Source organism: Pedobacter ginsenosidimutans, from assembly GCF_001442625.1.
GTDB lineage: Bacteria > Bacteroidota > Bacteroidia > Sphingobacteriales > Sphingobacteriaceae > Pedobacter > Pedobacter ginsenosidimutans.
This window is the reverse complement of the sequence record NZ_LMZQ01000001.1, coordinates 463,925-476,651: the sequence shown is the minus strand read 5'-3', so window position 1 is coordinate 476,651 and position 12,727 is coordinate 463,925. Positions and strand designations below refer to the sequence as shown.

12 protein-coding genes are annotated in these 12,727 nt (G+C 37.6%); all 12 read left to right on the top strand.

What is annotated here, in order from left to right:
• Nucleotides 1–232: 232 nt before the first annotated feature.
• The 12 genes from ASU31_RS01865 (at nucleotide 233) to ASU31_RS01810 (ending at nucleotide 12,726) form a co-directional block, all read left to right on the top strand.
• On the top strand, nucleotides 233–2,308 hold the full coding sequence (locus ASU31_RS01865) for a SurA N-terminal domain-containing protein (protein ID WP_342437021.1): 2,076 nt from the start codon (nucleotides 233–235) through the stop codon (nucleotides 2,306–2,308).
• Between the two features lie 65 nt (nucleotides 2,309–2,373).
• Nucleotides 2,374–2,889, top strand: coding sequence for a DUF2480 family protein (locus ASU31_RS01860; RefSeq protein ID WP_057930685.1), 516 nt, complete (start codon nucleotides 2,374–2,376; stop codon nucleotides 2,887–2,889).
• Between the two features lie 101 nt (nucleotides 2,890–2,990).
• Nucleotides 2,991–3,764 (top strand): DUF3108 domain-containing protein, encoded by a 774-nt coding sequence (locus tag ASU31_RS01855; RefSeq protein WP_057930844.1) that lies wholly within the window; start codon nucleotides 2,991–2,993, stop codon nucleotides 3,762–3,764.
• Between the two features lie 2 nt (nucleotides 3,765–3,766).
• Nucleotides 3,767–4,330: a DUF3109 family protein gene (locus tag ASU31_RS01850; protein ID WP_057930843.1), complete on the top strand. Its 564-nt coding sequence runs from the start codon at nucleotides 3,767–3,769 to the stop codon at nucleotides 4,328–4,330.
• 242 nt (nucleotides 4,331–4,572) lie between these two features.
• Nucleotides 4,573–5,625 carry a dTDP-glucose 4,6-dehydratase gene (gene rfbB / locus ASU31_RS01845; protein ID WP_057930684.1) on the top strand — a complete coding sequence of 351 codons (1,053 nt, stop codon included), beginning with the start codon at nucleotides 4,573–4,575 and terminating at the stop codon, nucleotides 5,623–5,625.
• Entirely contained in the window at nucleotides 5,625–6,173 is a 549-nt protein-coding gene (gene rfbC, locus ASU31_RS01840; RefSeq protein WP_057930683.1) for a dTDP-4-dehydrorhamnose 3,5-epimerase, read from the top strand. Before rfbB ends, rfbC begins: the two co-directional genes overlap by 1 nt.
• Nucleotides 6,170–7,030, top strand: coding sequence for a dTDP-4-dehydrorhamnose reductase (gene rfbD / locus ASU31_RS01835; RefSeq protein WP_057930682.1), 861 nt, complete (start codon nucleotides 6,170–6,172; stop codon nucleotides 7,028–7,030). Before rfbC ends, rfbD begins: the two co-directional genes overlap by 4 nt.
• Before the next feature lie 71 nt (nucleotides 7,031–7,101).
• Entirely contained in the window at nucleotides 7,102–7,962 is an 861-nt protein-coding gene (gene rfbA, locus ASU31_RS01830; RefSeq protein WP_057930681.1) for a glucose-1-phosphate thymidylyltransferase RfbA, read from the top strand.
• A gap of 752 nt (nucleotides 7,963–8,714) precedes the next feature.
• Nucleotides 8,715–9,992, top strand: a complete 1,278-nt coding sequence (locus ASU31_RS01825) for a nucleotide sugar dehydrogenase (RefSeq protein WP_057930680.1) — start codon at nucleotides 8,715–8,717, stop codon at nucleotides 9,990–9,992.
• A 109-nt stretch (nucleotides 9,993–10,101) separates the two neighbouring features.
• A complete protein-coding gene (locus ASU31_RS01820) occupies nucleotides 10,102–10,365 on the top strand; it encodes a hypothetical protein (protein ID WP_057930679.1) in 264 nt (87 codons plus the stop codon).
• 636 nt (nucleotides 10,366–11,001) lie between these two features.
• Nucleotides 11,002–11,742, top strand: a complete 741-nt coding sequence (locus ASU31_RS01815) for a tyrosine-protein phosphatase (RefSeq protein ID WP_057930678.1) — start codon at nucleotides 11,002–11,004, stop codon at nucleotides 11,740–11,742.
• Nucleotides 11,743–11,919: 177 nt separating this feature from the next.
• The gene (locus ASU31_RS01810) at nucleotides 11,920–12,726 is read left to right on the top strand and encodes a polysaccharide biosynthesis/export family protein (protein WP_057930677.1); all 807 of its coding nucleotides are present in this window, start codon (nucleotides 11,920–11,922) and stop codon (nucleotides 12,724–12,726) included.
• The last annotated feature ends 1 nt before the right edge of the window (nucleotide 12,727 follow it).

Genomic DNA, 12,727 nt, shown 5'->3' with positions numbered 1-12,727 from the left:
TGAATGTTTAAATGGATTTATTCAAATCATCTTTCAATAACTCCATCATCCACTCATTCCCTAATTCAATCACTCAAAATTCTTTCATTCAAACATTAAAACAGGGCTTGTATTTACTTAAAAATTAAACACTTGATAAATAAAATTTTGTGTTTTCTTTTTTGAGGCAAATTTGTATCTTGCGCCCTCTTAAAAAAGAACTAAATAAATTTATAATTACAATATGGGATTAATGACATTTTTGCGTAACCGTGCAGGCTATATTCTAGTTTTTGCCATCGGTTTTGCAATTGTTGCATTTTTAGTAGGTGATGCAATTAACGTGGGTAAACCTTTTTGGGCAGCAGATCAAAAAGTTGTAGGATCAATTGATGGTAAGGATATCAGTATTGATGAGTTCGGACCAAAGGTTGATCAGGGTGTAAACCAGATGAAACAACAATATGGCGGCAGTGCAAATGCACAGATGACTGCTATGGCTGTTGATCAGGCATGGAATGCAGAGTTGGCAAAAGTTTTGTTAACTAAAGAGTACGATCGTTTAGGTTTAACAGTTTCTGAAGATGAACTGTTAGATTTATTACAAGGTCAAAACCCTAGCCCCCTAATTAAACAATATTTCTCTAATCCTCAAACAGGACAGTTAGACCGCGCTACCTTGATGAACTTTCTAAAATCGAAAGAACCTCAGGCTTTGCAGCAATCTAATATGTTACAGGAAGAAATTAAAAACCAGGCCCTTCAAACAAAATATTCTAACCTGATCCGTAATTCGGTTTATGTAACTTCTTTAGAAGCTACTGACGAATATACCAACCGCAATAAACTGGCTAATTTTAAATACGTAAGTTTAGATTATACTTCTATTCCTGATGCTTCTGTTAAATTAACAGATAACGACTACTCAGAATATTATGAGCAGAACAAAGCACGTTTCAACAATCCACAAGAAACACGTGCTTTCGAGTACGTTACTTTCAGTATCAGTCCAACCAAAGCAGATTCATTAGCAATCAAAGCTCAGGTAGACAAAATTGCTGCTGATTTTCAGGTGGCTAAAAACGATTCACTTTTCGCAGCCATCAATTCAGACGTAAAAGTTCCGTTTACTTATATCACAAAAGGCAAGTTAGATCCTGCGGTTGATTCGGCAGTATTCGCTTTACCTGCAGGCAGTTTTTACGGTCCGAAATTAACAGGTAACTCATACAAAATTGTAAAGGTAGTATCTACACGTATCTCTCCTGATTCGGTAAAGGCAAGCCACATCTTAATCGATCCGGCTAAAGTTGGTGGCGAAGATAAAGCACTGAAGTTAGCTGATTCATTAAAAACATTAATTTTAAAAGGAGCTAATTTTGCAGAACTGGCTAAAAACTACAGCGTAGATGGTTCGAAAGATAAAGGTGGCGAAATGCCGGCTTTTGCCCGTGGTGCTATGGTACCTGAGTTTGAAAATGCAGCTTTTGATGGGAAGACAGGAGATCTTAAAGTAGTAAAATCTCAGTTTGGATACCATGTGCTTAAAATCGAAAAACAGATCGGTTCATCTAAAGTGGCTAAATTGGCTTACGTAGAAAAAGCATTAAATGCAAGTAGTAAAACCCAGGCAGCTGCTTACAAAGCAGCAAGCAATTTCTTAACTGATGTGAAAGGTAACGACTTTAGCAAATTTGCAGCACAGAAAGGATTAAAAGTTGCCGTTGCTGATAAGGTTGCATCAACACAAGGATTTGCAGCTGGATTGGATAACCCACGTAAATTAATTCAAGATGCTTACGCAGCAGATAAAGGTGAAGTATTGCCTGAAATTTATACCATGAGTAATGCTTATGTTGTGGCCCGTTTAACTACCATCAGTCCAAAAGGTGTTTTATCATTAGCTGATGTGAAGAAGGAAATTGAGCCAATGGTAATTAATGCAGTTAAAGCAAAACAATTAAAAGAAAAATTAGCCAACGCAGGTAAAGGAAGTATCGATCAGGTTGCAGCTAAAGTTGCACGTCCGGTTAATCCAGTACAGAACGTGGTATTTGCTAATCCGGTAATCCCAGGTGTAGCACAGGAAAATGCTTTAGTTGGAAGCGTTTTCGGTTCACAGCCAGGTAAAGTATCTGTTCCTGTTCAGGGTGAGCGTGGTGTTTATGTATTTTCAGTTGATGGATTTACAAATCCTGCACCAATTGCAAATATGTTTAAACAAAAAGAAAGCATGATGTTAAGTTTAGGGCAGCGTTCATTAGGATCGGCTTTCCAGGCTTTACAGGAAAATGCAAAGATAAAAGACAATCGTGTGAAATTCTATTAAATAGAAAATACGTAATTTTGTAACCGTTCCGATGATTAGTTGGAACGGTTTTTTTATTTAAGGACATGGAAATTCAGGAAAACATTATTAATAAAGTAGCTAATAGCGGTTTAATTACCTTAAATCTCGAAGATTTTTATCATAAAGGCGAAAGAGTGGTTTATGATATTGTGCATAATCTATTTCATGGTTTAATGTTAAGAGAAAAGGATTTTAGAGAGTTTATCAAAAATCACGATTGGGCGCAATATCAAGATAAGAATGTAGCCATTATCTGCTCGGCTGATGCAATTGTACCTACCTGGGCTTATATGCTACTGGCGAATAAACTAAAACCATATGCAAACGAAGTGGTATTCGGCGATTTAAATACATTGGAAGCTGTTTTATTTACCAAGGCATTGGCTAAAATTAATCCACAAGATTATGCTAATGAGCGTGTGGTGGTAAAAGGATGCGGCGATATCGATGTTCCGGTTTCAGCCTATGTTGAGGTAACCAATCTGCTTACACCAGTAGTTAAAAGCATTATGTTTGGCGAACCCTGCTCTACCGTTCCTGTATATAAAAGAAAAGATTAAATTTTGGTTTGCTTTTTGTATATCTTCATAGAGGAAAGAATTAACCATATCTTTTAGGAATGGTTTTTTCCTCCCAACACACACAAATGATTACAAAAGCAATGAAGAAATTATTTATAACCGTCACGGCTGGCTTATGCAGTCTTTTGGCAACGGCTCAGGAACTTCCCCTGAAGAAAGAGGCCGTATTTCAGGAAGGTGAAGTTTTGCAATATAAATTAAGGTACGGATTTATCACGGCGGCAGAAGCCACTATTAAGGTAGCCAATTCTGATTTAAAGTTTGATAACAAGCCTACCTATAAACTTACGGTTGATGCGCAGACTTCCGGAACTTTTGATGTGTTTTATAAGATAAGAGATCATTACGATTCGTATATTGATAAAACTGACCTTTTACCTTATTTCTATCAGGAGAATATCCGTGAGGCCAGCTATAGACGCCAGGATAAGGCACGTTTTACGCAGGATGCAAAGAAAGTAGTTTCGAACAGAGGGACTTTTACAACACCAACTAATCAGACTTTTGATCTGGTTTCGGCTTATTACTTTGCCCGAAGCCTGGATATCAGTAAAATCAAGATTGGTGATAAGTTTAAACTGAACTATTTCTTGGGTGATGAAATCTCAGCCTTAGAGGTTGAATATATAGGGAAAGAAACGATTAAAAGTAAGTTGGGTAACATCCGCTGTTTAAAATTTAGTCCATCCATTAAACCAGGAAGGATCTTTAAAAAAGATAGCAGGTTATACCTCTGGGTAACCGATGATGGAAACCGCGTGCCGGTAAAAGCCCAGGTAGAGATATTGGTGGGGGCAGTTACGATGGAATTAAAATCGGCCAGTGGCCTGAAATATGCTTTAGCAAAAGAATAATGATGATAGAAGTTGAACAGGTGCTGGTGCACGAAGACGTATTGAAAGAAAACTTTGTTTGTAATTTAAGCAAATGTAAAGGAATCTGTTGTGTGGAAGGTGATTCGGGTGCACCATTGGATAATGATGAAAAAGCCGTTTTGGAAGAGATTTATCCGAAAATTAAACACCTGTTGAATGAAAAAGGCATTAAAGCCATTGAGGAACAAGGTGTTTACGTAGTTGATGAAGATGGCGATTTAACCACCCCTTGTGTAGATAAAAATAAAGAATGTGCTTACGTGCTTTTTGAGGGTGGTATTACCAAATGTGCCATTGAAAAAGCGTATGAGCAGGGTATTGTAGATTGGCAGAAACCGATTTCCTGTCACCTTTATCCTATTCGGATAACCAAGTATCCAGAATTCGACGTGCTAAATTACGACCGTTGGCACATCTGTCATGACGCCTGTACCTTTGGCCGAGAACTTAAAGTTCCAGTATACAGCTTTTTAAAGGGCCCGCTGATCCGTAAATATGGAGAAGAATGGTATAAAGAATTAGAAAGTTCTGTGGCGGCGATGTAGTTTGTCTTCCTTAAATTTTTATGCTTATTGGAGCAACACCAAAGTCAATATAAGCTTTGTCTATACTTTCCTTGCGCATATCTATTAGAACTGCAAGCTTATCTATTTATACAGAAGACGTTCATAGAAATTAACTAATTGCTTCTAAATTATTTCGTTCAGTTTTTAGCTTATGTCAAAATTAAGTTGTTTTTTGCCGAAATCTAACTTACTTTAGCTGAATTGAAAATCATTTAATAACTGTGAAAAAAATCTTAATCACTGGTGGTGCGGGCTTTATTGGCTCTCATGTAGTCCGCCGTTTTGTTAACAACTATCCTGGGTACGAAATTGTAAACTTAGATAAACTTACCTACGCAGGTAATCTTGCTAATTTAACCGATATTGAAAATAAGCCAAATTATAGATTTGTAAAAGAAGATATTACTGATGCGAATGCGATGTTTGATCTGTTTAAAACAGAAAATTTCGATGCGGTAATCCACCTTGCAGCAGAGAGCCATGTAGATCGTTCTATTTCTGATCCAACAGCTTTTGTAATTACCAATGTAATTGGGACTGTAAATTTATTAAATGCAGCTCGCGAATATTGGAAAGGTGATTACGATAAAAAACGTTTCTATCATGTAAGTACCGATGAGGTTTATGGCGCTTTAGGTGAAACGGGGATGTTTACCGAAACCACCGCTTACGATCCACACAGCCCCTATTCTGCATCAAAGGCAAGCTCTGATCATTTTGTAAGGGCTTACCACGATACTTATGGTATGGATTGTGTAATTTCTAATTGCTCCAACAACTATGGTTCTCATCATTTCCCTGAGAAACTGATTCCACTGGCCATTAATAATATCAAAAATAACAAACCGGTACCTGTATATGGTAAAGGCGAAAACGTACGCGATTGGTTATGGGTAGAAGACCATGCCAGAGCAATCGATGTAATTTTCCATCATTCTAAAACGGGGGATACCTATAATATTGGTGGTCATAACGAATGGAAAAATATCGATCTGATCAATTTACTTTGCACCATTATGGATCAAAAATTAGGTCGCGAAGCTGGTGAATCGGCCAAACTGATCACCTATGTAACCGACCGTGCAGGGCACGATTTACGCTATGCCATTGATTCGAGTAAATTACAAAATCAATTGGATTGGGTACCAAGCTTACAATTTGAAGAAGGCTTGGCCAAAACGGTAGACTGGTATTTACAAAATGAAGACTGGTTAAACAATGTAACCTCTGGCAATTATCAATCTTATTACGAACAACAATACAGCAGTAAATAATGGAAATTGAACAAACAGGATTAAAAGACTGTCTGATTATAAAGCCAAGGGTATTTGAAGATCCCAGGGGTTATTTTTTTGAAAGCTTTAATCAAAATACTTTTGAAGAAAAAACAGGTTTATCTGGCAGGTTTGTTCAGGATAACCAATCTTATTCTTCATATGGTGTAATCCGTGGCCTACATGCCCAAACGGGTGAATTTGCGCAGGCAAAGTTGGTACGTGTAACCAAGGGTGAGGTATTGGATGTTGCGGTAGATGTTCGCCCAAGTTCACCAACTTATGGCAAGCACATTGCTGTACGCTTAAGTGCCGAGAATAAACTGCAACTATACATCCCCAGAGGCTTTGTTCATGGCTTTTCTGTATTAAGTGAAACCGCAGAATTTTTATACAAGTGCGATAATTTTTTCAATAAAGCTTCAGAAACTGGCGTAATTTATAATGATGCGGACCTGAATATCGATTGGTTAATTCCAGAAGAAGATCAAGCTATTTCAGATAAAGACCTTCTTTTAAAACCCTTTTCAGTTTTACAGCATATATGAGCAAAATATTAGTAATTGGTGCCGGTGGGCAATTGGGCCAATGTTTAAAGGTGGTTGCGGAGCGAAGAGGAATTACGGAAATTGTTTTCCCAGCCGAGCAGGATGCCAATATTCTGGATGAATCTGGTTTGAACGATCTGTTAGCTGCAGCGCAACCTGCTTTTGTAATTAACTGTGCCGCTTATACTGCTGTAGATAAAGCAGAGGATGAAGTTGAGCTGGCTAAAGCCATTAATGAAACAGGTGCGGGATATTTAGCCTCAGCTTGTTTAGTAAATGGAGCAACGCTTATACATGTTTCTACCGATTTTGTTTTTGAAGGAAATGAAGTTAAATTGCTAAAAGAAGATGATAAAGCTGAACCGATCAATGTTTATGGTGTAACCAAACTAGATGGAGAAAAAGTAGTTATTTCAACACTGCCTGCTCACTTCATTATCCGCACCAGCTGGTTGTATTCTGAGTATGCCAACAACTTTGTAAAAACCATGCTTAAGCTTGGTGCCGAGCGTGACGAACTGAATATCATTGCAGATCAGGTGGGTACACCAACCTACGCGATTGATTTGGCAAATGCCATTTTTGATATTGTAAGTTCTTCATCCGCCGCTTATGGCGTTTACCATTATAGCAATGAAGGTGTAACCTCATGGTTCGATTTTGCAAAGGCCATTTTTGATATTAGCGAAACAACCGTTAAAGTGAACCCTATTCCGGGGTCTGCTTATCCGACCAAGGCTATCCGGCCAGCGTTTTCGGTGATGGATAAATCTAAAATAAAAGATACATTTAATATTGAAATCCCTTATTGGAGAGATAGCTTAGTAGAGTGTATAAAACAAATTAAAATACAATAAATAGGCATCATTATTTCATTTAGGTCTGTAATGACCAATGAACCAATGACCAATGAACTAATGACTAAAATATGAAAGGTATAATTTTAGCTGGTGGCAGCGGAACTCGTTTGCATCCTTTAACTTTGGCTTGTAGTAAACAGATGATGCCGGTTTACGATAAACCGATGATTTATTATCCGCTATCTACCTTAATGTTGGCTGGTATAAAGGAAATTCTGATTATCTCTACCCCACACGATCTGCCAAATTTTGAAAAATTATTAGGCGATGGTGCTTCTTTAGGCTGTAAATTTAGTTATGCTGTGCAGGCTGAACCGAATGGTTTAGCACAGGCTTTTGTGATTGGTGAAGAATTTATCGGTAAAGATAAGGTAGCTTTAGTATTGGGCGATAATATCTTCCATGGCGATGGTATGGCCAAATTATTACAGGCAAGCGCTGATCCCGATGGCGGTGTGGTATTTGCTTATCAGGTTTCAGATCCTGAACGTTATGGCGTGGTTGAGTTTGATGCTGATAAAAAGGCCATTTCCATTGAAGAAAAACCTGTTCAGCCCAAATCAGACTACGCAGTACCAGGTTTATATTTTTATGATAACGAGGTGGTAGAAATTGCAAAAAATATTAAACCTTCGCCACGTGGAGAATACGAAATTACTGATGTAAATCGCGTGTACTTAGAGCGGGGCAAATTAAAAGTAGGCGTATTAAGCCGTGGAACAGCCTGGCTGGATACCGGAACCTTTACCTCTTTAATGCAGGCCGGGCAGTTTGTGCAGATCATTGAAGAGCGACAAGGCTTAAAAATCGGGTGTATTGAAGAAATTGCTTACCGCATGGGCTTTATCGATGCAGAACAGCTTAAGGCTATCGCTACTCCATTGGTTAAAAGTGGCTATGGTAGTTACCTGTTGAAGCAGATTAAATAAGAAGTTCTACTTTAGTTTAATAATAAATCACCATTCAATGCAATTGTATTGAATGGTGATTTTCTTTTTTATCATTCAGGAGGATGATTTAAGGAGATAAACGATCTTGAAGTATCGTCATTCCCAACTCGATTGTGAACCACGGAGTGCTCATGAATGCCTATGAATAAAAAGAAAACTTATGAATAATCGTAATGCATGAGCTTTAAGATTCCCGCCTGCGCGGGAATGACGAACCTTGTATTGGAACTGTCAAATAAGTAATAGAATAAAGGATCATATTTTGCAGAACCTCAATCTTAACCACATAAGAGATATAAGTTCATTTAAGCATTACGCTGCACCCAACATTGTATGCTCTGTGCTTTTTTTCTCTGTGGGCTTTGTGGTTAAAAGAATTAAGCATTCTACATTTATCTTCAGAAGGATCATTTAAGGAGATAACGGTCTTAAAGTATCGTCATCTCGACCGCAGTGGAGAGATTTTTTAATATAGTCCAAAGATCTCTCCACCGAAGGAGTTCCTTTGGAACATTACGCGTTGCTCTGGTCGGGACGACCGTTCATTGCTATCCCAGCCAAAGATCTTCAGAAGTATCTGAAATCTTTACCATATAAGCGAGATAAGGCCATTTAAGCATTACGCTCCCCCCTAAATCTATGCCCTTCGCGCTTTCTCTTTGTGTCCTTTGTGTTTAAAAGAATTAAGCTTTCTACATTTGTCTTATCTTTGCCCAATCACCGAAAGAAAAATGAATTCAAAAAAGCAGATTGCCATTATTGGTTTAGGTTATGTTGGGTTGCCACTGGCTATCGAATTTGCAAAAAAATATCAGGTAATTGGTTTTGATACCAATGAAAGCCGTGTAGCGGAATTAAATCAATTAAAGGATCGGACAAATGAAGCTAATCTGGAGGATCTGCAGGCTGTACTTGACGGATCTGAACTAGGCTTAACACTAAGTGCTAATTTGGCCGATCTAGCCGCTTGCAGCATCTATATTGTAACCGTCCCAACCCCTATCGACCACCTGAAAAGGCCAGATCTGCAACCTTTAATTGCGGCCAGCAAGATGCTGGGAATCGTGCTTAAAGCTGGTGATATTGTGATTTACGAATCGACCGTTTATCCGGGCTGCACCGAAGAAGATTGTGTGCCTGTTTTAGAGAAAATTTCAGGATTAAAATATAATATCGATTTTTTCTGCGGTTATTCGCCGGAGCGGATCAATCCAGGTGATAAAATTAATACCCTTACCAAAATAAAAAAAGTAACCTCAGGCTCTACGCCCGTAATTGCTACTGAAATTGATGAACTCTACGCCTCTATCATTATTGCGGGTACCCATTTGGCACCCAGCATTAAAGTAGCAGAAGCCTCAAAAGCAATAGAAAATGCACAGCGGGATGTAAATATCTCTTTTGTAAACGAACTGGCCTTAATTTTCGATCGCATGGACATTGATACAGCAGATGTGTTGGCTGCTGCTGCAACCAAATGGAATTTCCTCAATTACAAACCCGGTTTAGTTGGTGGCCATTGTATCGGTGTAGATCCTTATTATTTAGCACATAAATCGGAAGCGCTGGGTTATAAACCCGAAGTGATTTTATCAGGCAGGCGGGTGAATGATAACATGGGGATGTTTGTAGCCAATAAGGTAATCAAAATGCTGGTGGCCAAAGATAAAGTGATCAATGGCGCTAAAGCCCTAATCTTAGGTTTCGCTTTCAAAGAAAATTGTCCTGATACGCGTAATACCCGGGTAATTGACATTTATAAAGAACTGAAAGCTTTTAGTATGGATGTTGATGTATATGATCCATGGGCTAATACCGATGAAGTGAAAGCGGAGTATGGCATCGAAATGATTAATGATGGTCAGTTTAAACATTACGATGCTGTTATCCTCGCTGTGGCGCACCAGCAGTTTTTAGATATTGATTATAGCAGTATTAAAGAAAAAGGAACGCTCATTTTTGATACCAAATCTTTTATCGACAGGAATTTGGTTGACGCCAGGTTATAGGCACTTCGCTTCCAACCTGCTCTTTTTGGCTATAGTAGGATCATTAACACCGTGCGTCATGCTCACGCAGGCTAGCCTGTACCGATTTGTTGGTAAAGCAATCTTATGAATGGAGCAACCTGTGGTCTTGGTTTTTGCCCCTTGTTCGGGCTGCTCCGACATCGCTATATACCAAATTAACCCTAAGTTATCTTTTTCTTTAGCTATTGTTAACCTGTTAATCGAAGGTAATGCAAACTTCATGAATAGCACACCTGCAACAAAGCCTCAGTCCTACCGAAGAGGCTTCGAAGCAGCAGGCCGTTTAGTACAAAGCAGGGTGAAGCCAAGCCTGGCCGGAAGCTGGAGTAAACGTGGGGTAAATGCGGAGTAAAGGTGGGGTTTGGGATATTTTTTGAGATTTTTAATCAAATCGATTAAATTGAGTGATCATGCTTTTGTTTAACCTAATATACTCAAATTATGGTTCTCCGGAATGGAACAATCAAAATTAATGGGCAACTGAGCGATCTTATTTTTCACAAACGGGGAATTAAGGGTGTTGTAAGACAAAAAGCTACCCATAAACAGCAAATCGAAGCCAGTAGGAAACCTGAGGGTTTGGGAACCTAAATATAATTCAGCAGCTTTGGTAAAAGATGGTCATTTCTGATTTGTATTTAATGAAAAGATGAAGATTTAAAAGAAGGATGTTTTAAGCCCTTAAATATTTTGAATAACATTTCTGAAGTACTGGTTGATAGTATGTAAGTTATATTTTTGTTAATTCTCTTGCGCAAATTAAGCTGTAAGTTCTTTTTAAAGCATTATTTTCGACTATTTGTCTGATTTAATCTACTATTTATTGGAAAGTAGTATGAATTTTCTTAAATTTAACACGTTAATTAGAATACTTTTGATGTTCTGTAAATAATACTTTCCAATTCGCATATTATTGCAGTAATTATTTCGTTTGATAAACGAATGATTATGATAAGGCGAATTAATTTGATATTCCATTGCTATAAATATGTTAAGTTTTTTTTCAAAAAAGAATAGAGTAACTGATATCTCCTGGCTAGGCATTGATATTCATTCACATATCCTGCCTGGTATCGACGATGGTTCTCCAGATCTGGCTACTTCTTTGCGTTTTGTTAAATCATTACAGGAACTGGGGTTTGACCAATTGATTGCTACGCCACACATCTATCAAGAACTATATCCAAACACAAAGGAAACAATCGTTAATGCAAAAGATTTACTACAACAAGAAATGGATAAAGCTGATGTTTCTTTGAAATTAAGTGCTGGTGCAGAGTATATGATTGATCAGGATTTTAAAATGGATGGGCCTTTATGTGCTTTAGATCAGAAGCATTTGTTGATTGAAATGTCTTATTTAAATGAAAGTCCAGGGATTAGTCAAACCATTTTTGATTTAGAAATTAAAGGATATAAGCCTATTCTAGCCCATCCGGAACGATATACCTTTTATTTTAAAGATAGAAGCCGATTAAAGCGGTTTAAAGAAAAAGGATGCCTCTTGCAATTAAATTTACTATCCGTATTGGGTTATTATGGGAAAGACGTTAAACAATTGGCCGAAATTTTGCTAAAAGAAAAGATGTATGATTTTGCTGGGACAGATTTGCATCACGATAGGCATTTGGATACCCTAACAACCGCTATCCGATCAGGAAAATTATATGATTTAATAGGGCAATATGAGTTCAAAAATCAAGATATATTTGGTCAGATATTAGTTTAGCTTTGAGTAATCAAACCTTATATTGGCTCCAGATTAACATAACTATTAATTAATTTTCAAACTTTACTTGATCACATATATCGAATCTGATGTTTCGGTTTTTAGATATTACAATTAAATGATTAAGTTTGCAGTCTGTTTAGAATGCCCAATTTCATTTTGAACAGATATATACCTATGAATAAAAAAAATAATGTGATTAAAGGGTTAAGTTTTTTAACTGTTCTTTTTGTGATAACCCTAAGTTCTTCTTGTGTAAGTAATAAGAAGATAGCCTATTTCCAAGATATACAATCTGTTAATCAGGCTAAGCTGGAAAATGCTGCAGCTTTTACCGAACCTACAATCCAGCCTGATGACATCCTTAGCATAAATATTTTTACGTTAAACCCTCAAAGCGGTGCGATTATTAATCAAGCAGCCTTAACACCTACCCTAGGAAGTAATACCAACACCAGTTTGGCTACTCAAAGTACAGGTTTTTTGGTTGATAAGAATGGAGAAATAGAATTGTCGCTCATTGGTAAGTTAAAAGTTGCTGGGTTGACAACATATCAGGCGAGAGAACTGATCCGTGAAAAGTCATCAGAGGTTTACAAACAACCTAATGTTCAGTTAAGATTCGCCAATTTCAAAGTAAGCATCTTAGGCGAAGTAAATGCGCCTTCGGCATACACACTACCCAATGAAAAAGTTACTATTTTAGATGCTTTGAGCCTTGCCGGTGATTTAACTATATATGGTAAGCGAGAAAACATATTAATCATTCGCGATAATAACGGCAAAAAAGAATTTGCGCGATTGGATCTAAACTCAAGTGATATCTTTAATAGCCCTTTTTATTATCTAAAGCAAAATGATGTGGTTTATGTAGAGCCAAATAAAAGGAAGGTGTCTGCCTCAAACTCGGCCCAAATTCAAACAATTGGTGTAATTGCATCAGTTATTTCTGTAATTGTCTTGGCCATTTCTAGTTTTAAATAAT